Source organism: Dyadobacter subterraneus (assembly GCF_015221875.1).
Classification (GTDB): domain Bacteria; phylum Bacteroidota; class Bacteroidia; order Cytophagales; family Spirosomataceae; genus Dyadobacter; species Dyadobacter subterraneus.
On record NZ_JACYGY010000001.1, the window covers coordinates 338,228 to 362,532 of the forward strand.

The window sequence follows — 24,305 nt, forward strand, 5'->3', positions numbered from 1 at the left end:
ATTATGAACGGGGATGGAATTCGGTGATGATTTGGCGCAGGTAATCGCGGTCGAGGTGGGTGTAGATTTCTGTTGTGGTGATGGATTCGTGGCCCAGCATTTCCTGGACGGCTCTTAAACTGGCGCCGCCTTCGATTAGGTGCGTGGCGAAAGAATGACGGAAGGTATGTGGACTTACGTTTTTTGAGATTCCTGCTTTTTCTGCCACATCTTTGATGATCAGGAAAATCATGACACGGGAAAGTTGTCCGCCGCGACGGTTTAGGAAAACAATATCTTCACTGTCTTTTTTGACTTCAATTTCTTTTCGAACATGTTCAAGATAAAGCTCAACATACTTTATCGCCTCTTTTCCAATCGGCACAAGTCTTACTTTATCACCTTTTCCCAAAATCCGGATAAATCCTATATCAAAGTAACAGAACGTTAACTGCAATCCGATCAGCTCTGAAACCCGTAATCCGGAACTGTACAAAACTTCAATAATGGCCCGGTTTCTGGTGCCTTCCGGCGTGGAATGATCAATGGCATTGAGCATTTGTTCGATCTCGTCATAAGACAAAACATCGGGAAGTTTTCTTGGCAAGCGCGGTGCTTCAATTAATTCAGTCGGGTCTTCGGTGATTTCGTTTTCAAGTAACAAGTATTTGTAGAATGCCTTAATTCCGGAAAGCATTCTTGCCTGGGAGTGCGCTGTTAATCCTAATTCTGACAAATATTTTAAAAAAGCTAAAAGATGTTCTTCTTTTGTCTCTACCGGAGAGACGTTTATTCCGGCGAGTTCGATATATTCAGCAAGTTTTTCTGCATCCCGGATATAAGCCTGAACGGAATTGTCGGAAAATGACCTTTCCAGGCGCAGGTAATTTTTAAAATGTTTGATGTAGCTTTGCCACATAGTTTCACTGGTTGTTTAATCTTATAAATGTAAGGCCCGAATCTTTTTTATGAAAAAAATCTTAATTCTCAACGGTCCGAATCTCAATCTTTTAGGAACCCGTGAGCCTACGGTATATGGAAACCAGTCGTTCGAAGATTATTTTAAAGGTTTAAAAAACGAGTTTCCAAAAGTCCAGCTGCATTATTATCAGTCCAATCATGAAGGGGATTTAATTGATAAAATCCATGAGGTAGGATTTTCTTTCGACGGAATTATTGTGAATGCAGGCGGTTATTCTCACACTTCGGTAGCGTTGGCCGACGCACTTTCCGCAGTTACTACGCCGGCCGTTGAAGTTCATATTTCGAATATCTACAAACGCGAATCTTACCGTCATCACAGCTATCTGACTGATCGATGCAAAGGAATGATAAGCGGTTTAGGCTTAAAAGGTTACGAGCTTGCGCTAAGATATTTTTTATAGAATCGAATTATCTGAAAACTGCATTGCTAAAAAGTATTTTGCCATTGTAAAGCATTCCGCGGAAAAGAGGATCATCCATCAAATACGTGATTTTTCCCTGTCCCATTTGCTGAACGCCCATGATCAAAGTATTTTTTAGCTTGTCAGTTGCTTTGTTTCCAACGAAACCGGCTTTGTACGCTGTGTCCGTCAGGTAACCTACATTCCAGCCATCCGTCAGGTAATCCATGTTGTAGGCATTGCGTACAATCGTGAAATAATCCTTGCTGCATCCAAATGAAAGTGGGTGTGTAGCGTCAAGCGTTATCTGGAACATGCTGCCCGGCGATGTCGTGCTGGCTTCTTCTCTTTCCTGTTCACCAAACTTTTTAAAAGTATCCTGGTCTTTTTTGTGCGTCGTTACTTTTTTAGTCAGATCAAATCCGGGTTTGTTCAAAAACGCTTCATTGGCATTTTCGAGCGCAATAAGTCTTCCGCCTTTTTTTACCCAATCCTGCAAAGTTGCCAGCAATTTTTCATTCAGAATATTGGAATAATTTCCGCTTGGCAAAATCAAAACATCAACCTGATCAAAAGGAAGTTGTGAAAGTTTATCCTGAGAAATCAATGTCAGCGGATATTTTATTTGTTGTTCAAAATAATGCCATACCGCACCAACAGCCGTAGGTGAAATACCATCTCCAACCAATGTCACAATTTTTGGCGGACGAATGGTAACCACTTCATCCGAACCAAAACTGGCCCCTGCTGTTACGCCACCAGTTGTTACCGGAACAAGTTTTACAAAATGTTTTGTGGCAAGTGCCGTAACCAGACTGTCAAAATTGCTTACATAATTTCCCTTTTTCGTAATGATCAATGTTCCGGCGTCGAAGGACATTTTATTCGTTTCAAAAGGAATATTGGAACTGCGTACCAGAATTTTTCTTTTCAACAATTCAGAAAGAAAAACGGCGTCATTTACACTGTTCCATTTTGCGATGTAAGCATAAGGCGTTGCAGCCGGAATTTTGTTTTCAATTTTTTCAGATTGATATGCTGCCGGAACGTATTTTTCCTTCAAGCCAAAAGTTTTAATTCCATACAAATAGGATATTCCCCAGCTGGTGATATCATAAGTAATAGAATCTTCAAGAACCGGTTTTGTTTCAAAAAGAATTTTAAGCAGATTGGATTTCGGTTGATAAGCGCTGATCAGAAGATCATTGCTTTCCATTTTAATATTCTGATCAGAAAGCGTGGTTAATTCTGTTCCTTTAACGGCAAGATTTTTACCCGCGATACCATATTCAAAACCTTGTTTGGCAAGCCATTCTGTGAAAGATCTGACACGTTCCTCGTTCCCTTGTGATTTGATCAGATAAGTCTTAAAAGTGCCAATCGGCTTTTGCATAGCATTTTCATAAAAGCTATTAAACTCGGAAACCATTTTATCCTTATTGGTAGAAACGGTTTCAAGCGTAGCAACACTTGTTACATAATGATGTTCAATTCTGCTTTTTAAAGTCAGCGTATCATTTTCATCCGGGCGCTCAATGGCCAATCCTGCGCGACCACCACCGCCCTGCTCGTAAGTCATCCCGATTGCTCCATTATAAGTTGGCCAGGTATCACCGTAACTTGGATAGAATAAATCGTATTCTTTTTTAGAAAAATAAGTCCAGTTATTCTGGTCAAAATATTTCCGGCAGTTTGCTCCCAAAATCTCATTGAATTCGCGCTGCCATTTTGTAATATCCTGGTGAAAAGGTTTTGCGGCAGGGGGGAAATAATAACTTCTGTTCGGTCCCATTTCATGGAAATCGGCGTGCAAATGCGGCATCCACTGGTTATACAGAACAATGCGTTCCTGCGTTTCTTTTTGTGTCTGCCAGGCCCAGTCGCGGTTCAGGTCAAAGAGATAATGGTTAAATCTTCCTCCCGGCCATGGTTCGTTATGCTCCAAAGCAAAAGGCGTAACGTCAGAAACTTCGTTTTGAACGCGATTATACCATTGTACATAGCGGTCGCGACCGTCAGGATTGATGCAGGGATCCAGAATCACAGTTGTGTTTTTCAAAACATCCTGCATCGAACGGTTGTTTTTATTCAGCAATTCATAAATCACTTTCATGGAAGTTTCGGAAGATACCGCTTCGTTTCCATGGACATTATAACTTAGCCAGGCAATGGCCGGCGTTTTATCGTCTGTTTTTACAGATTGATTTTTTGTGCTTTTAAGATGGTCAAGCCGAATTTCTTCTAGGCGTGCAAAGTTTTCAGGCGAGGCGACGATGAAAACCATCAGCGGCCTGCCTTCATTGGTGCTACCATATTGCACAGCCTTAACCTGATTAGGATTTTGGGCGGCAATAGTTTTGAAATAATCGACAACCTGATAGTGGAAAGAGAATTTGCTGCCCAGCGGATGGCCCAGAAATTGTTCCGGCGTTTTATTTTGAGCACTGGCATTAAGTAATACAAAAGATAATATAAGACCGTAAATGTATCTTATCATGATGGAGTGAAGATTTAGAAAGTAAGCCTTCCCAAATTTAATAAGTAATGGGAATTTACAGCTACGTTGAAATAATTAAAAAAAAAGTTTCAGATAAAAGTGTCTGAAAATCAGTCTGGTAAAAATTATCTTTCATTTATTTTTCTAAACCATTTGGATATAAAAAATCAACCGTGCATATTTGCACCACGATAACGGAAACGGAGTTGTAAAACGAAAGAAAAGTGCGATTCGCATACGAAGTAGGAGACCAGTCGGCCCATTCGTCTAGCGGTTAGGACACGACCCTTTCACGGTTGAAACAGGGGTTCGATTCCCCTATGGGTCACAAAACCGTGTGAGAGTAATAGTTTTCAATCACATTATAATCGAGTTAAGTTATTTGAGAAGCCTACTGAAAAGTAGGCTTCTTTTTTTGGTCTAGGTCCGGCTTTCCGGCGCGGAATTTTTTAAATGCTGAATTTTTCTAAGCTCGTTTCACCAGGGAAAATATTGGATCAGTCCTAAAACTTGGGGGGCAGAAAAAAAAGTAGTTGTTTTGCAATGGATAAAATATTGAACGCATTGCAAGAGTCTTACCAAGCCCTAGTTCGCTTCCTGTTACCCGAGGGTATCTTGGATTACTTCGAACTTTCTAAAATCGTGGAAGGTCTTACGGGACTGAACATTTATTTAGAAGAAAAAAACTTACCTCCTACCGAATACAATGATCAAAAACTAGAGTCCAAGGGCTTTTTGCCGGAAGTATACATTCAGGACTTTCCGATTCGTAATCAAAAAGTTACGCTCTGTATTAAGCGTCGTCGCTGGGAGGTCAAAGCTACTGGCGGGATCATCAGCAGAGATTGGAATTTGGTGCAGCAGGGGACTCGGATGACTAAAGAGTTCGCTGATTTTTTAAAAGCAATGTATTGATAATCATCCTGTAAGTTGTTCTCAGCTAGGCAAATATTTCCATTTAGATGGTAAACAACTTCAAGAGCAGTACAAAAATCATATCAGCAATTATAAGGATTGGGATCAACGCGAACATGCGGCAGAATGGCTTTTGTACCCTGAAAATGCCGGTCCGTATTTAAGCATCGACGAAACGTCACTTTCCAATGGTGAACTATATACAATTGTAACTAATAAGGCCGCAAAGGGCAGAAAAGGTTCTTTGTTAGCAATGGTAAAGGGTACGCAAGCGGCATCAGTGATTGAGGTTTTGCGAAAAATACCCAGGCGCATTCGCAGTAAAGTACGTGAAGTAACCTTGGATATGGCCGCCAATATGGGAATGATCGTAAGTAGATGTTTCCCGAAAGCATCAAAGGTTATTGACCGTTTTCATGTCCAGAAATTGGCTTATGATGCGGTTCAGGAAGTTAGAATCAAATACAGATGGGAGGCATTGGATCAGGAAAATCAAGCTATTGAAGCTGCAAAGCAAGCTAATTTGCCTTATCAACCTGAAATTCTTGGCAATGGTGATACGCTTAAACAACTATTGGTAAGAAGCCGGTACTTACTTTTCAAGCATTACGACAAGTGGACTGCTTCGCAAATTCAGCGTTCCAGACTGCTGTTTGAGCGTTATCCACTTATTAATCAAGCCTACCAGTTAGCAACAGGGTTAGGGACGATTTTCCGGACTGGTAAAACCAAAGAACAAGCCTTCAAGAAGTTGGCACTTTGGTATAATATTGTCGAAGATTGCGCGCTTGATTCTTTTAAAACTGTCGGAAGATCTATTCAAACCCACTATTTGGACATCCTAAACTTCTTTAACAACAGAAGTACGGATGCTTCTGCTGAATCTTTCAATGCTAAAATCAAGGCATTTAGGGCATCTTCAAGAGGTGTGAGAGATATTCCGTTTTTCTTATTCAGGCTGACTAAACTTTATGCTTAACTACCCCCAAGAATTTAGCTTGATCCATTTTTTAAATGCTGAATTTTTCTAAGCTCGTTTCACCAGGGAAAATATTTTCTTTGAACCTGTAATGACCAATAAAGCGATCAAACCGACAACCAAACCTAATCCGAATTCCTTGATCATAGTCGGAAGCTGTGGGAAAAGTTCGTGTAAGTATTCAATGTTATGAACAAAAATCCCACCTGAAACTAAAATTAAAGCAACTGTTCCCACCGCACCTAAAATCTTGATGATGACAGGCAGAGCTTTAACCAGCAGGTGACCCAGTTTTGAAAAAAATCCTTTATCAGATGATTTTTGAATCAGCCTAAATCCAGCATCGTCCATTCTTACGATAAGTGCAACAATACCATAAACACCAATTGTGGCGAGAATTGCCACTACGGAAACAGTAATGATCTGAACCGTCAAATTTTCATCAATAACACTCCCCAAAGCAATAATCACGATTTCGATTGACAGAATAAAGTCGGTCGTTACCGCAGATTTGATTTTTCCTTTCTCATTATCAGAAGTGGTGCTTTCAGATTTCGGCTCACTTTGTTCGATTACTTCATGTCCCTTTTTTGGATGATGAAAAAAATATTCTACAATTTTTTCGACTCCTTCATAAGCAAGATAAAGTCCACCTAAGAGCAGCGTAAATTTGATGGCTATCGGAAAGAATACATTTAATAGCAAAGCCAGGGGGACAATAATAAGCTTGTTGAGTAACGATCCTTTTGTGATGGCCCACAATACCGGAAGTTCTCTTTCGGATAAAAAACCAGTGGCTTTTTCTGCGTTCACGGCCAGGTCGTCGCCCAGGATACCCGCGGTTTTGTGCGTTGCTACTTTTGTTGCCAAAGCAACGTCATCCATTAAAAATGCTATATCATCTAAAATCGCAAAAAATCCTGATGCCATGTGTTATTTTACTTGTAAGAAAAATTTGAATAAAATTCGATACGGTAATGTTAATGAGAATTCTGCAAATTGGATTGATACGTAAATAAAATAATGTAAAACAGGTTACATTATAGCTTAAAAACAATTAAACCAGAACTATAAAGACCGCCAAACCTTTGGAATTTACTTTTTTAGATTAGATTTTTATTCCCACCAGACAAATTGCACAAAACAATCTTATCCCTTTGCCTGCATTTGCAAATCCTTTATTCCCCAATCCTGAATTGTTAAAATTATAGGCATTAGAGATTGTCCATAATCCGTTAGTTTGTATTCTACCCGAGGCGGAATTTCTGCGAAAATCGTGCGCTCGATAATCCCATCCTCTTCCAGTTCCCGGAGTTGATTAATCAGCATTTGCTTGCTTATCATAGGTATGACTTTCTGCAACATACTAAACCGGTTGTAGTTTTTGCTGATAGCGTAAAGCACAAGTGTTTTCCACTTCCCGCCAATTTTGTTGAGAAAATGTGTTACCGGACAATTGTTGGGATTGAAATCTTTGTTTTTTCGTGATTGAGCCATTAGTCTATAAAATTGTACCAGGTAGTTTTTTATTGCCTAATCGTTTAATACAGACAAAGATAATAGATTTATACCCTTAACTTTTATTGAAACGGTTAACAAACAATTGGTTATTCAAACTATTTCGGTGGCATATGACAGTAGAACAAATCAAACAAAATATTGAAGGCGTATGGAAAAGTATTGCGCCGGAAATACGTCCAAGCTTTCTGAAAAATGAAGATGGCACATTAAAACCTTTTTATCTTAGCCGACATTTTAAGTATAATGCGGACGAAACTTTTGAACTTGAAATCATTAATTATGCTGACGCTTTTGGCAAAGTAGCCTTGGCCAAAATGCAAATCGCCGGACATGTAACATGGCGTGGTGAGCACCCGATTGCCGACGGAGCTCAGAAAGTGGATTTTACGGCAGATTTGTCCTACGAAGTAATGCCGCAGAATTCCGGTTTTGTTGATGTGCTGAATAAACTGGCCACAAATGATTTCAATACCTGGGAAGTGAATGTCGCTCAGAGTATTTTCAAAAAAGCATTTTTGCCCTTTGGACTTGCAGAAGGACAGATTTTTAAAGAGTACGATTTGATGTATTTTTATTCTGATATGCTTTTTTGGGGTGCGCGAAACATTGATGGTCGTGGCTTTGACACTGAAGCAAACCGGCCGACGAATTTACAGATTCCGATGATCAGGGTATAGCTGAGTTAATTTATAATTTAAAATCTTGTAATTACAATTATGCTTTATCTGTCAGGGCAATGCGAGACAGATAAAGCTGTTCATACTTGCCGTACAGCTCTCCTTGTACTTTCTTCGCAAACAAGTGCCTTTCAAATATTAATTCCTCAGCCGTAATTCTTTTAAGAAAATATTGCTTTTGATTTCTTCCAATTTCACTTTACAGATTATCAATATCCTTTTATCAGGCGATTTTTAAAACGGATTAATTATAAAATTTTAAGGGTAATCACTCCAATGAGTCGTGGACAAAATTCTGTCTAAACATAACCGCATGGCTCAAATCTTCTTCCCAATGACAGCAGATTAAATTGTTTTTAATTTGAAAAGATGGTCATCATGGATGATTTTAAAGTATAACAATTAACAGTCTCCCGGCCACTCAAATTAGCCTATCGTTAAATAATCAGAGTAGCTCTATTAAACTTTCATAACAAATAAATGAAACACCAGGTCAAGCCGCTGCTTTTACTTTCGTTGATGTTTTTGATGGTGGGTTCATTGTTTTGCATGAACGATATTTTATTGCCTTCGCTGGTGACACATTTCAAACTGAGTTACATCGAAGCCAGTATGATTCAGTTTACATTTTATCTTACTTACATCATTTTTCCGATTCCGATTGCCTGGATGATTCATCAGTATGGTTATAAAATCAGCCTGCTGGTTGCAATTATCACCTGTTCTTTGGGTTGTGTGTTTTTTGTACCTGCAAAAATATTTGATTCTTATCCGCTCGTACTCATTTCGATTTTCATTATTTCAACCGGTATTACGATTATAAATGTCGCTGCCAATCCGTTTGCTTCGCTTCTCGGCGATCCCGAAGGTGCACATCAGCGGATCAATTTTGTCCAGGTGTTTTCCCGCATTGGTTATGCCATCACACCATTACTGGCTACGGCGCTGATTTATGATAAGATTGGTCAGATTCGCTATCATTTTCCATATTTATTGCTGGCGATCACTTTATTGGTAACGGCTATATTAATGTACTTTTCGCATTTGCCTTCCATGAAACCGGAAGAAGGCGAGCGTTTTACACTGAAAGGAATTTTAAAAGAAGGAATGTCTTACAAACATCTTTTCTACGGTGTTTTTGCCATGTTTTTTTATATGGGAGCTGAGGCTTGCACGGCCGGTTTTTTTATTCCTTATCTCAAAACGGTTTTGCATTTTAACGATGCCCAATCTGCAAGTTATCTTACACTATATTACTTTTTCACAGCTGTGATGGGTATTGCGGCAGTTTTTATTTTGAAATACATCAAAGCACATAAATTGGTCGGGATTTATGCTGTCGGTATGGCGCTATTTTTCTTTGTCTGCATATTTTTCAATACCGGATTTAATGAATTGATATTGGCAGGATCAGGACTTTTTCTATCCATCATGTTCCCGACATTATTCAGTCTGGCTATCGAAGATATTGGCGCATTTACCAGAAAGGGATCTGCCTTGTTAAATTTTGCTATCATCGGCGGTTCTGTTTTTCCGCCCATTCAGGGTATGATTGCCGACACTCACGGTGTACAAATTTCCTATATCGTTCCTTTCTTTTGCCTGATTATGATTGCGGTTTACGCATTTTTCCTAACAAAAGAATCTTTCAAAAAGGAAGTGAAAAACGAAACCATCGCTGTCGTATCAGATCAGCAAATAACCAGTTCAATTTAATTTTTAGTTTGATGAAAGTAATCGTTACAGGTTCCAATGGTTTTGTGGCGGGAAGTATTATTGCCCAGGCTCCTGATGGTTGGGACATATATGGGATTGCGCGAACAGAGCAAATCAGCGAAAAGAATAATATCAGATATTACCAACTGGATTTACAGGATTCTGAAAAGCTGGAAGCGATCCTGGGAGAAATAAAACCTGATGCTGTTATTCACACGGCAGCCATGGCAAACATTGATTTTTGTGAAGTAAATAAAGAAATAGCTGAGCAAATAAATGTTGGTATCACCAGCACTCTGGCTGGATTCTGTGCAAGTATTGGAGCCAAACTGGTTTTTTGCTCAACCGATACTGTGTTTGATGGAAGTAAAGGAAATTACTCCGAAAACGATTATCCAAGAGCAGTCAATTTTTATGCGGAAACAAAGATAAAGGCAGAGCAAATTGTACTGCTCGCTTCAAACAAAAATGTAGTTGCCAGACTTTCGCTTGTAATGGGTTTATCCGTAAAAGGAAAAGGAAATTCATTTCTGGCGGATATGCTTGAAAAATTGCAAAATGGCCAGGAAATGAAATTCCCTGAAAACGAAATTCGCACGCCTGTGGATGTGATTTCACTTGGAAGTGCATTGATAGAGCTGGCTGGAAATGATTTTTCAGGAATTATTCACCTGGCCGGAAATACCAGAATTAACAGATATGAAATGGCCAAGGAAATCGCCAGGGAACTGGATTTTTCTGAGGCATTTATTTTGCCGGTCAATTCCAATGCGATGCAAGGACGGGCACCACGTCCGGATAATGCTTCACTGGATAACACATTGGCGAAAACGATACTAAAAACACCAATGAAATCTTTGTCGGAAGGATTGGCCTCAACCCTGAATTTTAAAACTGAAATATAATTATGAGTGGTATTAAGTTTGATCTTGAAATAAAATTTGGCACACAATATGGCAAGGAAGAAGAGGAAGCCGTATTGCGCGTGCTCAGAAATAATGCACCAACAAGCGGCGACGAATGCATCCGGTTTGAAAAAATGTTTGCAGAATATACCGGAGCCAAATATGCCAGAGTTGTAAGTAATGGTTCGACGGCTTTGTTTCTTTCCATGATCGGAATAGGGATTAAGCCTGGTGATCGTGTGCTGACTTCACCCATTACCTGGATTGCAACGGCCGCTGCGCCGGTTACTTTGGGCGCTGAGGTTGATTTTGTAGATATTGATCCGGTTACCTACAATCTGGATCCGAATCAGCTGGAAGATAAACTGACGCCGAATACAAAAGCGGTCATTCCTGTACATCTTTATGGACAGGCCTGCGATATGGATGAGATTATGGGTTTATCACAAAAACATCATTTTTCTGTTGTTGAAGATGCCGCCCATGCTATTGGCGCGGAATATAAAGGCAAAAAAGTAGGCACCATTGGCGCAACCGGCTGTTTCAGTTTTCATGAACAAAAAAATATTTCCACATTGGGAGAAGGTGGAATTGTGACCACGAACGATCCAGAAATTTTTGAGAAAATATCCCTCTACCGTTCTCACTGCACACGTGTACATGGAAACAGCACCAAATATTGCAAGCTTGACGAAGAGAAATTCCCGATCGGGAAAAAATTCTGGTGGCAGGATTTCGATGATTGCGGGTATAATTTCCGGATGACAGACATTCAGGCTGCTGTGGGCTGTGAGCAAATAAAAAAAGTTGACCTTTTGAATCAGCACAGGATTGATAATGCCGCTTACCTAACAGAAGCATTGCAGGATGTGCCAGGATTAACTTTGCCAACCGTCCGGCCTTATAATAAACATGTTTTTCACTTGTACCCGGTCAGGATCGACCCGAAAGAGTTTGGCATGAATAAGGAAGATTTCATTTATGACATGCTTCATAAATTCGGCATCAAGGTCGGGTTTCATTACATACCGCTTCATTATTCTACCGCCTTTAAAAACCGGGGAATGAAAAAAGGTCAATTTCCTAACGCTGAGAAATTGTCCGAAGAGCTGGTTACTCTTCCGATTAATCCCCGCCAGACGGAAGAAGCGCTGGAATATCTTGTAAAAAGTATCAGGAGCATTCGTTCGTAATGGAAAATATAGATTTTGAAGCCACAGTAAAAAGCATAAAACATGCGGGAAAATTCTTTTCTCCGGATTTTCCGGTCCATATTTCAAGAGCTCCCGGCCGACTGGATTTAATGGGTGGAAATGATGATTACACCGGCGGACTGGTTTTTGAATCAACTATAAAAGAGGCCACCTATGCAGCCGCTCAGCTTCGGGAAGACGGACTTGTGGTTTTGAGGAATAAAACGGTTACTGATGCTGGCTGGCAAGGTGAGATCATTGTTAATCTTGAAGATCTTTCGGATGAAAATCATGTCAAAGCAATGGTTAACCGCTCATCGTCCGTTCGGTGGACTGCATATGTGCTGGGAAATCTTCATTATTTGAAAAAGAAATTTGGCATTTCAAAGGGTATACAGCTTTACATGGAATCCAGCGTTCCGCTCAACCGTGGTGTGAGTTCTTCCGCTGCCATAGAAGTGGCTGTGATGAAATCTTCGGCCGCTGCTTATGGTATTGATTTATCGGGCGTTGAACTTGCTCTGGCATGTCAATGGGTGGAAAATGTCATAGCGGATTCTGCCTGTGGAATCATGGATCAGATTGCTGTGGTAACCGGAAAAAAAGGACACGTGATGCCGTTGGTTTGTCAGCCCTGTATTCCTGAACCGCTTATAACATTACCGGACGAATTGCAGGTTTGGGGAATTGATTCCGGTGTAAGCCATCAGGTTTCCGGCATTGAATATGAAGCGGCCAGAGCGGCGGCATTTATGGGTTACAAAATGGTCTGTGATTTTGAAGGGGTGGAAATAAAGCTTGATACGAGCAGTGATATTTCGCGCTATACGGATCATGTCTGGAATGGATATCTGGCTAATATTCCAAGATCTGTTTTTTACCAGAAATATGAAAAACGTTTACCGGAAACGATCAGGCGGAATCAATATCTGGAAAAATACCAGATTCATGTAGATCCGTTTACACCTTTGAAAGATGAAGTAAATTATAATGTGAGAGCAAACACAAGGTACGCGGTAGAGGAAAATCAGCGCGTTCAATTGTTTTCAGAATTATCCCGCGGCGCATCCGTAAGTCCGTCGGAACGTGCTTTTGGTTTGATGGGCGATTTGATGTATCAATCGCATTATGCTTATAACGAATGCGGACTCGGTGCAGAAGCCACTGATTTTTTAGTTAATGTTTGCCGGAAAGAAGGAGCAGAAAATGGTATCTACGGAGCGAAAATTACGGGCGGCGGAGCAGGCGGAACTGTGGCAATTCTGGGGAAGAAAAGTGCTGGCCCGACTATTGAGCGAATTTTTAAAACCTATGCAGAAGCAAAACTTGGCGAACCTTATTTATTTGAAGGAAGTTCGGATGGCGCCGATAGTTATGGTATCGTTACCATTTAATTTTAACTATTGAATCTAATTTAAATGATTAAGAATTTAATTTTTGACATGGGAAATGTCATCATAGATATTGATGTTCCTGCGACGTATCGTGCATTTGCTGATTTGGCCGGAATTACCGAAGAAAAAGCTACCGGGATATTTGACGAAAAACAATTTTATTTCAAACTGGAAATAGGCGAGACAGACAATGCCGGTTTCAGAAACTTGCTTCGGGAATCTTTTGGAGAAAAACTGACCGATGACGAAATTGATTCAGCCTGGTGCGGAATGTTGAAATATATGCCCAAAGAACGCCTTGACCGTATTCAGGAATTAGGGAAATCGTATCGGGTTTTTTTGCTGAGTAATACAAATTCCATACATATTAAAGAAGTGAAACGCAGAGCCGCAGCATCTGGTCACGATTTTCTGAGTCTTTTTGAAACACCATTTTTCTCATATGAAATGGGTTTCATGAAACCTGATCCTGACTTTTATTTGGAAGCCTTGAAACAAGCTGATCTCAAAGCTGAGGAGACGGTTTTCATTGACGATAATTTTGACAACATCGAATCTGCTAAAACAGTAGGGATTGAAACAATCTGGTTGAATCCTTTGGGGAGTATTTTGGAGAAAATGAAGGAGTATTAAGAAAACTATGAAAGTCATGATTAAGATCATGCTTTCATAGTTTTCCATGAACTAAGACATTGATCATTTCACAACCGTAGCCTCCAGTTCAACTTTTAACGTTTCAAAAAGGCTTGTCACTTCTAACAAAGTGAGTGCCTGTTTAATGTTATGTCTGGCTATCCAATTCTGAAATATTGGAAAGTGCGGCCAAAGTTCTGCTGTGGAAGTTGTGTAAATATTTAGCCGGACAATGCCATTGCATTCAAACCCTGCTTCGTTGATAACCTTTTCCAGATTTTGAAGAGCCAGAATTAATTGTGATTTCATATCCTCATTGCTGGATACACCATCCGCGTTAATAGCGGTCTGCCCGGAAACATATAACGTACTTTCGACATTTTTTACTTCAACTGCCTGTACATAACTGCGTTCATCCTGCCATTGCCAGGGATTTGTGATTCTTTTTTCCATATTGATAAAATTTCGCCAATGCAGGCCGTGTATTGATTTAACACTACAAAGGTCTCTAATATAGATGGAATCGGATATTGACAAATCTCACGATTATGGAGTGATGTATGTCACTATGGAGATAATCTGCTTAAAGTTTCGCGGGAAACACCCAGATAGGCAGCCAACAGACTTTTAGGTACGCGTTGAATAAGTGTAGGATATTGTTTGGAGAGCTGTTCATAACGCTCTTTTGAATTAGAAGTAAGGGAAGATATGATACGTCGCTGTGCTGCCAAAAAACCAAAATTCGCTTTTTGCAGGAAAAAACGTTCCATCTTTTGGAGACCATCGCAAAGTTTTTTGTAGTCTTCAAGTAAAAGGCATAAGACCTCTGTGTCTTCAATACATTCTAACGACATTGTTGCTTCGGTCTGTGTATAATAGGCATAGAAATCACTTTCCCACCAGTCCTCCATAGCAAAAGAAACAATGTGCTGTTTTCCGGCATTGTCTGTATACACAAGTTTTAAAAGCCCGGAAATAACAAAATAATGATATTTTACGGCATCACCTTCCTGAATAAGGAATTGGTGTTTTTTGAATTTTTTGTTGGTAAAATGCCCAGAAACAAACGCAAACTCATCATCGGTGAGTGGAACCACTTTTTCGATATGTTGTCTGAGTTTTTCGTGCATATCGTATGGGTTGAGGTGGATAAAAACAGGTTTTGGATCAATAAATTTGAGTTGTTAAAAATAGGTTAAGTTTTTATGATAAGCGATTATTGGTAGCTATCGAATTTGTGAATATTGTGTCCGTGGTCTGTGTCCTCACAGACCGGAAAAACTTTGAATGGTGTAAAATTTTTGATTAACATGTTAATCCTTTTTAGTCATTACAAAAACAGATAGGTTTTTTGTATTTTCAAATACTGTGTCCGTGGTCTGTGTCCTCACAGACCGGAAAATCTTTGAATAGCGTAAATTTTTGATTAAATATTACTCCTTTTTAGTCATTACAGAACCAAATAGGTTTTTTGTATTTTCAAATACAAGGTCTGTGAAGACACAGACTGAGCAGCAGAATCTTAGATTGAAAAGGTATTTGTTTTCAGGAAATAAAGAAATGATAATAAGATTTTTGCATTGTGTGGTATAAAGGTCTGTGGAGACACAGACCACGGAGCAATTCTTATTGTAGCGTAATCAAATGAAGGTTTTCATGAAATCCGCTTTTCAAGTGATTTGGAAATGGAAGGGTGAAAAGTGACTACAATTTCCCGTTTTAAAGTAATTTTAGAGTAGAAAAACCCCTTATACAGAGCGTATGAGGGGTTTTTGGTAGTCCTGTGGGCCCACCTGGAATCGAACCAGGCACCTACTGATTATGAGTCACGTAAAAATGGCATTTTTTATTGTTTTCTTATTTTTCAACAATTTTTCAATAATCTCTTTATCAGTTAGTTAATTGAAATTTTTACACATTTATTTTTTGATTCTTTCGGTAGTTTTTTAAATTTGTATTGCAAGTTTATTGCAACCGCTACCAAATGACGATCAATCATGGGAATTGTAACAATAAATTTATTTCTTGATAAACGCACTTCAAAAGAAGGGGAAGGGATTGTAAAATGGCTCGTTTCCTATGATGGGAAACAGAGACTTTTCACTACCGGAATTAAAGTTCAGGAGGAAGACTGGGCGTTCCTGAAAAAACATAAGGCAGGCATTCCCGGGCAGGTAAAAAATGATTCCAGGAGAAAATTATGGAACATGCTCTACGGCAGCTTTTACGAAGAAGATTATACAGGTAAGGAAGTCGAAGGGTTTCTTGCCCGTGCCAAGTCTATCGTTAATTTACTCGGGGACGATTTTAGCTTCGAACTCTTTGCTTACGAGGTGAGTATGTTTGGCCAAGAAACTAAACCGGTGGCAGATCATAAGGATAAAAACAATGTGATTGCGGCGCTCAAACTGAAAGCGGAACAGATGACAGGGCAGGGGCGAATTGGCAATGCCACAAGTTATCTTTCAGCTGCAGCCTCCCTTCTTCGTTTTTTGGAATCGTTTACCAGCAAGCAACGACACGAATACCTGAACTTTATTGCACCGAAGGGGAGTTCTGTGGCTGCGGAAAATTTGGTCGTCAAGTTTGAACATCTGACGTCAGAATTACTGACGATGTATGAAAAATGGATGCTTAAAAATGGTAAGGCTCCCAAAGGTAAGAAAGGTAAGTCGTCACCCGCTTCTTTGACAACCGTAGGAATTTACGGAAGGCATATTCGGTCAGTTTATAACGATGCCATTGAAAATGGAATTGTGAAGCGTGATCTGTATCCTTTTACAAAAAACAGATATACAATACCTGCCGGAACTAACACCAAGAAGGCGTTGAGCAAAGACGAAGTCTTAAAAATCATGGCTTATCAATGTATGCCTGGAATGGAGCAGAGAAGCCGGGACCTATGGGTTTTTTCATATTTATGCAATGGGATGAACATCAATGATATCTGTCGGCTGAAATGGCAAGACATCGAATCGGATAAATTAACGTTTGTTCGTCAAAAGACAGCAAGGAGCAGGAAAAGCAACCAGATCCGTATCAAAGTGACACTTTTTCCGGAGACAGTGGCTATTATCGAGCGATGGGCAGGCGATGATCGTAATGCCGGGAGTTATGTATTTCCATTTTTGAAAGATGAGATTACGCCGCTAAGAGAAAGGATAATTATTGCGCAAGTGATTAAAATGACCAATCAATATATGAACGGAATTGCTAAAAAAGTGGAGATTGAAGGCAATGTAAATACTTACAGTGCCAGGCACTCCTTTGCTACAATTCTACTTCAGTCTGAGGCTCCTCTTGCTTTTATAAGCCAATCGCTGGGACATACATCGATAGCAACAACGGAAAACTATCTAGGTAGCTTTGACGATGAAAAAACAAAGAAATACCTGAGTGCGCTATTTTAATGATAGTTTACTTTGAGTTACTTGTGTGATTTTATATATTAACAGATCTGATTTCAAATGTTAATGTATGGAGCACTTCAAAGAATATTTGAGTTTTATACAAAATTTCAACTTTCGGGTCAATGAGATAAGAGATAAAAGGATATTTTCTAAAAAGGGATCCGTGTATGGAAGGGGATATGACATTCGCCATCAAAATCCATATTTTTCTTTCCAGTTTTCCAGCCATCTCAGGATACTGAAAGATCTCGCAGTGGTGGACTTGATTGCATCAGATAATCAAAGGCGCGTGGAATTTTTAAAACAGGTCGATAAAGTTTTAGAGAGGTTTAATTTATTTTGGGAAAACTATCACAATAGCTACCCAAAAGTTTTAAAAACGTTTGACAATAACTTCCTTCTGGTTATAGATTTTGGTAAAATCTTCTATGCTAATATCCTGGAGCCTAATAAGGTCGACATAATCGTGACCTGGGAGTTTGTTGAAGATCTTTGCGATTCCGTTCGGGAAAGAGAGGAAAGTCTAGCCGTCTTTGTTAGTGAAATTCTGCTATTAGATTCGCCAAGTAATAAAGCGGAAGGAAATCCAGAGGGGGTCAGTGAACATCCTCCCACCAAAATTAAAAGATATCCTGTTTTTGTTGAAGGGACTGCCGACCAGCTTTTTATAATTTTAAAGAAATATTTTCCAACTGACCAACAGAAAAAATTGAATTCGCTCCTAAAGGATAACGTATTACCTAAAAACAAGCTCCTGTTTAATAGCAATGGAAATCAACTCGCAGATGCCTTCAAACAGCTCATTGAAGCAAACCTCATTGTTTCTTTCAGCAAAGCTGAGCTTGAAGGTTGGATAGTTGATAATTTCCAGTACGTATCAAATTCACTTGTTAAGCCATTCACAGTTGGTTATCTCAATAGTATTGTTTCGTCCGATGTCAAGGTTTGTAAGTCACCCATTTTAAAGATTTTGAAAGACAGCTCAGAACTGGTTCCTATGACGTGGAGTAAGAAAGGTAAGAATCCATAGATTGTTTTACCATGTGGCTAACAATATTTACGAGCGGCCGAATCAGATTTGACTTATAGTACTTTCTGAAGGTGTTTAACAGAAATGTCAATATATCGTGAATTTGAAAACATACTTCGCTTCCTATCACTCCATTCTTCAAGTCTTTGAGAAACCGCCAGAGTGTCGAAAGTTTGTTGCTTTATAGTTATATAGTCAATCGAAGAAAGAAGTTCAAGCGCAAAGTCTGAATAGAACCCATTTAAAAATTCAACTGTCCTATTTGCTATTTCTAAAAGTTCGTTATTGCTATTGATGTGTTTCTTAACAGTCTCATAACCATCTCCGATCAAGGTAAGTGGCTCAAATGGCTTCTTATTCATATCGCTATATCCCATTATATAGCTTCCATTTAAAGCGTTCAAAACAAACCTTACTTTACCGGAATAGGGCCCATAAAAATTTGGTTCATACTCTAATTTGAAATACTTTTTCGCTCCAAATTTCTGTAAGAAGTAGCATACTTTTTCACTTGAAAACTCTGAAACATATTCGCCATTTTTAACCAAATCATATAGAACAAAAAGAAGTAATGCCCGTGCGTCTGTCAGTCTTACCCTTTCCTTTTTTAGATGTTCTTTGATCTGATCTGTTGGTTCGAAAACAAATATATCAACGTCCAGGTTTTCAAGCCTGCTTTCAATTAGTGTTTTCACCTTTTCCCACTTCAATCCTCCATTTCCGGCGCCAAGTGGTGGAATTGCAATGCTTTTTATATTATTCTTTTCAATTACATTGACCAGATCAATCAAGCCATCCTCAATATATTTGTATTCTGATGGCTTTCTCCAGTCAGTTTTAGTGGGGAAATTGATTATTAGTTTTTCTCCAGAATCTGCATTAAAGTCTTTTGTGACAAACATTTTTCCTACCGATACTGCATTATTTTTACTAGCAATTTCATAGGCTTTGAAATTATTAGGATAAGCCTTTTTAAACTGCAAGGCTATGCCTTTTCCCATAACACCTACTGTGTTGACGGTATTTATAAGGGCATAGGCCGTGCTATCTAGGATATTTCCGGTTATATATTTTATCATGTCTAAATTTAATAGTATTTATTAGGAATTACCTTTATTATCTCTTCCTGAATGCCGTAAGTTTGTAGTTTCTTCTTTGCTGTTTGGTTGTAACAACCAAATCGTACTATAAACTCTGATGGCAAATCATCAGAAACGAGAAATTCCGCTTGCTTTTTTCGTTTTACATTTAAATTCTCATTCCCGCCCCAATAAGATGAATTAACAGCTTCCCAATCAATAATTTTTGGAAGATCATGTATTTTACTTTTATCATAGAAAGTTGTATAACTATCAGTTCCGTGCCCATCAGAAAAGAAATAATTGACATCTGATTGAATTATTTTATCCAGCGAGCAGGCTATGTAGATAATATTTTCTGCTGGTGTTGCTTTTTCTACAAAATTTCCACCGTGTTGCATAACATATAACATTGGCATTCTAACTCCAAAATAGAAAGGGATATAATCTCCAAGGTTTATCTTTTGTGAGTTCAAAGCAAAAAGATCGCCGTTATCAACGTCGATAATTTTTTTACTTCTGGTGTCTATTAAGCTTACGTCGCCAATGGTTATAAAATTGGGATTAGCACTTGCAGAATGTTTATGAGTTATACCATGTTGCAGAATATGGCGTATATTTTCAATGTGAACCATACGATATACCGTCACCTCGGATAAGTTCATGTTAAACAATTTATTTATGCAATAAAAATGCTCCTATCTAATCTCATTACTTTGATTAGAAAAGATATGAAAAATACAATTTTAAAATAGGAATAAGTAAAAATACCTAAATAATTTGAAATGTTAGGTATTCTATTGTTCAATTGCTTTGGTTCCCAATGCCCTGAGGTTTGAACCTAGAAGCTTTCAATTTACCAGAAACTACATTCTAAGTTTCCACAATTGATCTTTCAGGAAAAAAATGATCACAGTGGTTCCAAAAACCCATGTTTATAAGAAGAGCCGAATTTGATTATTGATACAACTTTTTGGGATTGCAGGAAAAGAAAAAAGAGGCTAACAATTTTGAAATATCTCAGTTGCAAAATACCTCCGTTTTCTGGTACTGGTAAACCGACGTGGCTGTTGCAGAAGTGGTCCGATCAACTAGGGAATTTTGGATCAACAATCAAGTATTTGCATTGACTGGCAAAAAGAGAGAAGAACTTGCTAAAAAAGTCGCAAGACGAGCGTATAGTTGATTTTAGAGGAACAATTAGCTTCCATGGTAGCATTTATAACGACTTTTCTTTCTGTTGTTTTGAGATATTTTTTGATATTAAACGCTATGGCAGCCATCAGCATGTTTTTGTGTGCGCCCTCGTTACCTAGTACATTTATCTTATTGAGTCCATAATATTGAACCAGACTACCAAAGACTGGCTCTACTGTGCTCTGACGCACCCGTTTCATTCGTTTTCCCCGCCTGCTGTGTTGCCTGATATAAGCCCTTTGATGCTCTGGATCAAATGCTGTCCTTACGATCCTTTTACAGCCTGTATTTGGCGCGCACTTGACCTTAAGTATGCAGCTCATACAATCCTTTCTCGATGCCCAGTAAGCTTTCATGGGTTTACCATCGGCATTATATTCCAATGCCTTAAAGGGAAGTAGCTTGCCCATTGGACACGAAAACTGATCAATTTCATTGTCATAAAGAAAACCTTCAACTTCTGGCTTATACATACCGAATACCGGTATCCAGGCTGTAATATTCTGTTTTTCAAGGAACTGATAATTATAGCCATTGGAATAGACCGCATCTGCAAGTAGATCAGTCATTATGAGCTCGTTTTTAGCTAGCCTGTCTTGTATTGAGCTTGCTAGGCCGGGCAAATACTGACTGTCACGACCATCTTCAAAATCTGCCTGTATATGACTGATTACAACTTCTGCTGTGTCTACTGACATGCTGCAGTGATAATTAAGTTTTCTTGCCTTACCAGGCTTCACTGAAATACGCGCGTCCGGATCATGCGGATTGTAATGCGTTTTGTTACTAACTAACTGCGCTTTCTCATGTGATGCACCAACCGAAGCCACGGTATTGTCACGTAATTTATCCTGGTGTTTTTTTACCCTACTCAGTTGATACTGTGGAGCTGTGATTAATCCTGTGGGAGGAGTGAGGGCTGGTGGCTGGTTTTCAGTATCTACAATTTCAAAGTGGCGTTCAATAGATTGAAAAGGCTTTTTCAGCTCAATACTTTCCATTGATGCGTTTGCTTTCACGGGTGCGGAATCTACGGCTTGGGTGTGACCTGATACCATGCCTTTTTTGACACACATTGTAAATACTTTATTAAAAAGCATTTCAAAGACTTCAGCAGGATATAATTGTCTGGTGCGGCTGATGGTCGAGTGCCATGGCAGTTGCTCATCAATATCATATCCCAAAAAATAGAGAATATCCATTCGCATGGAGCAATGCTCAACAAGTTTCCTGTCCGAGGTAATATTTTCTAAATAACCTGTAAGCATTAGCTTAAAGAAGACAACTGGGTCGATGTACGGGTTACCAGTGCTGCCATACAATTTACGGGTATCCTTGTAAAGGAACTGTAGTTCGATGGTTTCCATGAGCATCCGGTAAAAATTATTCTTGGGAACGCGGTCTGAAAGTTGGAAGCTGACGAACAACTTTTCTGAGTAATTTTTCTTTCCTTGCATTCCTGAAGTTACGAAATTTCGGTGACTCCTACATGTTCAATCTGTGATATTTAACCTCTTAATTTACCTTCAAATGGAAAGCTACACACCCTATTCTGATATTTTTAAACGCTCGCCAGATTTTCGAGTAAAGTACCAGTTTCTTTCCCAAGACAATGGTTCGCCTCGGGAAGTATTCGAAGGTAGATGGTTCGATTTTCGCTATCCAAATAATGGTGATCTTAAGAACTCTCATTACATCATACGACCAGAATTTGAAGATAACGGCGGTTTTACAATTCTTGATAAGTGGTTACTTATTGAACCTTCGGGTACCGCCGAAATGTGGATACTCAATGAAAAACTAACTAACTATCATCGCGAACACTTGAAATTGGGAACAGTTGGCTACATGACGATTGGTACTGACGACATTGCAATATGTGAAGTAATTGAATTAATAAGTTTATAAGAAAAGTAATCCTTCTGATCGAATGCCAAAAATCAGGAGGGTTTTCAATCACAATAGTTGTGCAACAGCCACCACCGTTTGATGGACTTCCCTGACAATTGATGGCCTTGTAATGACTGGCGGTTTGCTCAAAGCCGGGTACAGTTTATCTTTTACTATTGCCGACGTAGCTCATCTTCTGATACATGGCGCAGATATAATAATCTGCAGCCGCGTTATAAAAAGCTTGTCTGCACTGAATGGATTTGAAAACAAATCTCTAAATGTAAAAAAAGAGACTGCCCTTTTTGAGACAATCTCCTTATTATAGAGCATTGAATAATAATTAACTATTTACAGGTTATTGTTTAATAACCTTTTTAAATTCAATTAAGGAACCTGAGGTAATATGGACTATATATAGACCACTAGGTACCGTATTTAGATCAGTTATTTCTACCGAATTATTGTTGTTTATATTGTATACATTATCTAAGTGTATATTGCCATTCATCCCTATAATCCTGACAACTGCGGTTGATGAATTTGTCCCAGGAAGCGATATGGTTAATTCATTGCCAAAGATTGTCGGAAAAACATTGAACGAACCGGAGTCGTCCGATTTAGACTGCACCGAAATAATACGGCTATAACTAAAAGTTCCGTCATTGTCAATCATTTTAAGGCGGAAATAAGCGTTATCAAACGATGAATTTATATATCTGAAACTATAACTGGTTGTTGAGCTACTATTTCCTTTTGCTAAAACATCTCCCAGTTTTATAAAATTTTTACCATTCCTGCTGGTCTCTATTTCGAAATGACTCGCATTTGACTCAGACGAAGTGCTCCAACCAAGGTCAACATTGCCTTCACCATAACTACCTGAAAACTTGGTTAAAGTGACAGGAAGAGGCGTATTTCCAACGCAGACCGCACTAAGCTGGGTAATGGAATTATCCATGCCGTTTTGATTTGATACCTGCTTAAACTGAATTGCCCGAATGTCTGTAAGATCGGCTTTTCCAATCAGTACCCCCAAGTTATAATTCAAATCCGTGATTTGAGTCCTTGGCCCGTTCAATGTAATAGTAGCCTCAGATTTAAATCCGGCTCCATCCCAAACACTTACGCTAAATGTAATAAACTTCCCGGCTCCTATATCGTCAATTGTGGCCAAAAATTGAATTGTTTTGTTAGTAAAATCTCCCAAGACCGGGCCAGTAATATTTACATCATCTGGGTCAGTATTTCCGTCGGCACCATCATAGGTAATGGAGAAACTGGATATATTAGATGCTCCGGAAGAATAATCAAATTGACCAGTTCCATAATATCCGGCAGATGCGGTTGTTCCACCGCCAGCTGGTGATTGTTTCTGCATCCAAATATCAGCCGCACCAGAAATCGTACCTGTAAGGCCTGTACATTCGACCTGTTTAACAGTATTCAATGGATCTGCATTTGTAAAGTCCAAAGCGCAGCCAATTCCGGAAAAGTCGTCAATACTGATGTTTGGGCAGGCAGTTTGTGCGTTAGCGCCGGAAAATACAAATGAAATAACTAATAATGCGTAGATTTTTTTCATATTATAAATAGATTGGTTTGTAAAAAAAAGGTAATTATGTATGATTATTGAAAGATCTATATGTTTGAAATTTGTAGAGCCCTTCTCATTTCAACAACATTTTGTTTTACATCCTGGTTGAGACTTAGACTCCAAAAATTAGTCACTTGATATAACAGGTTTCTTTTCCCTAAGCTGTTTATTTTTAATAAATATTTCCAAAGCAGCCCGTACAATGAAAGTTTATCAGTGTCTGCAATCGTTTTCGTGAACTTCTTAGGTGACAAAATAAAAGCGGGCAATTAGGTGTTGGCAAGCTTATGATTCGATGGGTTTTTATA

Annotated in this window: 22 protein-coding genes and 1 tRNA gene; 13 read left to right on the forward strand and 10 right to left on the reverse strand. The window is 39.0% G+C overall.

Going from position 1 to position 24,305, the window contains the following annotated elements; genetic code table 11:
• Window position 1: 1 nt before the first annotated feature.
• A complete protein-coding gene (gene xerD, locus IEE83_RS01510) occupies window positions 2–898 on the reverse strand; it encodes a site-specific tyrosine recombinase XerD (protein ID WP_194118878.1) in 897 nt (298 codons plus the stop codon).
• Window positions 899–947: 49 nt separating this feature from the next.
• On the opposite strand from xerD, the gene aroQ reads away from it, so the two are divergent.
• Window positions 948–1,364, forward strand: coding sequence for a type II 3-dehydroquinate dehydratase (gene aroQ / locus IEE83_RS01515; RefSeq protein ID WP_194118879.1), 417 nt, complete (start codon window positions 948–950; stop codon window positions 1,362–1,364).
• A 7-nt stretch (window positions 1,365–1,371) separates the two neighbouring features.
• Here the strand turns inward: aroQ and IEE83_RS01520 are convergent, their stop codons facing one another.
• Window positions 1,372–3,861: a M14 metallopeptidase family protein gene (locus tag IEE83_RS01520; protein ID WP_194118880.1), complete on the reverse strand. Its 2,490-nt coding sequence runs from the start codon at window positions 3,859–3,861 to the stop codon at window positions 1,372–1,374.
• Between the two features lie 256 nt (window positions 3,862–4,117).
• Between IEE83_RS01520 and IEE83_RS01525 the strand changes: the two genes are divergently transcribed.
• The 3 genes from IEE83_RS01525 to IEE83_RS01535 all read left to right on the forward strand — a co-directional run bounded on the left by IEE83_RS01525 (window position 4,118) and on the right by IEE83_RS01535 (window position 5,755).
• A tRNA-Glu gene (locus IEE83_RS01525) sits at window positions 4,118–4,189 on the forward strand.
• 215 nt (window positions 4,190–4,404) lie between these two features.
• Window positions 4,405–4,776: an ISAon1 family transposase N-terminal region protein gene (locus tag IEE83_RS01530; RefSeq protein WP_194118881.1), complete on the forward strand. Its 372-nt coding sequence runs from the start codon at window positions 4,405–4,407 to the stop codon at window positions 4,774–4,776.
• Window positions 4,772–5,755, forward strand: coding sequence for an ISAon1 family transposase (locus IEE83_RS01535; RefSeq protein ID WP_438821031.1), 984 nt, complete (start codon window positions 4,772–4,774; stop codon window positions 5,753–5,755). The genes IEE83_RS01530 and IEE83_RS01535 overlap by 5 nt, the downstream gene beginning before the upstream one ends.
• A gap of 48 nt (window positions 5,756–5,803) precedes the next feature.
• On the opposite strand, the gene IEE83_RS01540 is transcribed toward IEE83_RS01535, so the two are convergent.
• Both IEE83_RS01540 and IEE83_RS01545 read right to left on the reverse strand, forming a co-directional pair.
• Window positions 5,804–6,685, reverse strand: a complete 882-nt coding sequence (locus tag IEE83_RS01540; RefSeq protein ID WP_194118882.1) for a DUF808 family protein — start codon at window positions 6,683–6,685, stop codon at window positions 5,804–5,806.
• Between the two features lie 219 nt (window positions 6,686–6,904).
• Window positions 6,905–7,252: a winged helix-turn-helix transcriptional regulator gene (locus IEE83_RS01545; protein ID WP_194118883.1), complete on the reverse strand. Its 348-nt coding sequence runs from the start codon at window positions 7,250–7,252 to the stop codon at window positions 6,905–6,907.
• 134 nt (window positions 7,253–7,386) lie between these two features.
• Here IEE83_RS01545 and IEE83_RS01550 point away from each other — a divergent pair, with 134 nt between their 5' ends.
• From IEE83_RS01550 to IEE83_RS01575, 6 genes are all read left to right on the forward strand, one after another.
• On the forward strand, window positions 7,387–7,953 hold the full coding sequence (locus IEE83_RS01550; RefSeq protein ID WP_194118884.1) for a hypothetical protein: 567 nt from the start codon (window positions 7,387–7,389) through the stop codon (window positions 7,951–7,953).
• A 480-nt stretch (window positions 7,954–8,433) separates the two neighbouring features.
• Window positions 8,434–9,669 carry an MFS transporter gene (locus IEE83_RS01555; protein WP_194118885.1) on the forward strand — a complete coding sequence of 412 codons (1,236 nt, stop codon included), beginning with the start codon at window positions 8,434–8,436 and terminating at the stop codon, window positions 9,667–9,669.
• 11 nt (window positions 9,670–9,680) lie between these two features.
• On the forward strand, window positions 9,681–10,574 hold the full coding sequence (locus IEE83_RS01560) for an SDR family oxidoreductase (protein ID WP_194118886.1): 894 nt from the start codon (window positions 9,681–9,683) through the stop codon (window positions 10,572–10,574).
• A gap of 2 nt (window positions 10,575–10,576) precedes the next feature.
• Window positions 10,577–11,767, forward strand: coding sequence for a DegT/DnrJ/EryC1/StrS family aminotransferase (locus tag IEE83_RS01565; RefSeq protein ID WP_194118887.1), 1,191 nt, complete (start codon window positions 10,577–10,579; stop codon window positions 11,765–11,767).
• Window positions 11,767–13,161, forward strand: coding sequence for a galactokinase (locus tag IEE83_RS01570; RefSeq protein ID WP_194118888.1), 1,395 nt, complete (start codon window positions 11,767–11,769; stop codon window positions 13,159–13,161). Before IEE83_RS01565 ends, IEE83_RS01570 begins: the two co-directional genes overlap by 1 nt.
• A gap of 24 nt (window positions 13,162–13,185) precedes the next feature.
• Complete coding sequence (locus IEE83_RS01575; protein ID WP_194118889.1) at window positions 13,186–13,794, forward strand: HAD family hydrolase; 609 nt, start codon at window positions 13,186–13,188, stop codon at window positions 13,792–13,794.
• 63 nt (window positions 13,795–13,857) lie between these two features.
• Here the strand turns inward: IEE83_RS01575 and IEE83_RS01580 are convergent, their stop codons facing one another.
• Entirely contained in the window at window positions 13,858–14,247 is a 390-nt protein-coding gene (locus tag IEE83_RS01580) for a RidA family protein (protein ID WP_194118890.1), read from the reverse strand.
• A gap of 113 nt (window positions 14,248–14,360) precedes the next feature.
• Window positions 14,361–14,924: a Crp/Fnr family transcriptional regulator gene (locus tag IEE83_RS01585; RefSeq protein ID WP_194118891.1), complete on the reverse strand. Its 564-nt coding sequence runs from the start codon at window positions 14,922–14,924 to the stop codon at window positions 14,361–14,363.
• 867 nt (window positions 14,925–15,791) lie between these two features.
• On the opposite strand from IEE83_RS01585, the gene IEE83_RS01590 reads away from it, so the two are divergent.
• Together IEE83_RS01590 and IEE83_RS01595 are read left to right on the forward strand one after the other, a co-directional pair.
• Entirely contained in the window at window positions 15,792–17,204 is a 1,413-nt protein-coding gene (locus IEE83_RS01590) for a site-specific integrase (RefSeq protein WP_194118892.1), read from the forward strand.
• Between the two features lie 67 nt (window positions 17,205–17,271).
• Complete coding sequence (locus IEE83_RS01595; RefSeq protein WP_194118893.1) at window positions 17,272–18,234, forward strand: hypothetical protein; 963 nt, start codon at window positions 17,272–17,274, stop codon at window positions 18,232–18,234.
• 53 nt (window positions 18,235–18,287) lie between these two features.
• On the opposite strand, the gene darG is transcribed toward IEE83_RS01595, so the two are convergent.
• From darG to IEE83_RS01610, 3 genes are all read right to left on the reverse strand, one after another.
• Entirely contained in the window at window positions 18,288–19,313 is a 1,026-nt protein-coding gene (gene darG / locus IEE83_RS01600) for a type II toxin-antitoxin system antitoxin DNA ADP-ribosyl glycohydrolase DarG (protein ID WP_194118894.1), read from the reverse strand.
• A gap of 8 nt (window positions 19,314–19,321) precedes the next feature.
• Window positions 19,322–19,978 (reverse strand): type II toxin-antitoxin system toxin DNA ADP-ribosyl transferase DarT, encoded by a 657-nt coding sequence (gene darT / locus IEE83_RS01605; RefSeq protein WP_194118895.1) that lies wholly within the window; start codon window positions 19,976–19,978, stop codon window positions 19,322–19,324.
• Window positions 19,979–20,467: 489 nt separating this feature from the next.
• Window positions 20,468–21,967 (reverse strand): IS1182 family transposase, encoded by a 1,500-nt coding sequence (locus IEE83_RS01610; protein ID WP_194118896.1) that lies wholly within the window; start codon window positions 21,965–21,967, stop codon window positions 20,468–20,470.
• A gap of 73 nt (window positions 21,968–22,040) precedes the next feature.
• Here IEE83_RS01610 and IEE83_RS01615 point away from each other — a divergent pair, with 73 nt between their 5' ends.
• Window positions 22,041–22,418 carry a hypothetical protein gene (locus tag IEE83_RS01615; RefSeq protein ID WP_194118897.1) on the forward strand — a complete coding sequence of 126 codons (378 nt, stop codon included), beginning with the start codon at window positions 22,041–22,043 and terminating at the stop codon, window positions 22,416–22,418.
• A 340-nt stretch (window positions 22,419–22,758) separates the two neighbouring features.
• Here the strand turns inward: IEE83_RS01615 and IEE83_RS01620 are convergent, their stop codons facing one another.
• Window positions 22,759–23,985, reverse strand: coding sequence for a T9SS type A sorting domain-containing protein (locus IEE83_RS01620; protein ID WP_194118898.1), 1,227 nt, complete (start codon window positions 23,983–23,985; stop codon window positions 22,759–22,761).
• Between the last annotated feature and the right edge of the window lie 320 nt (window positions 23,986–24,305).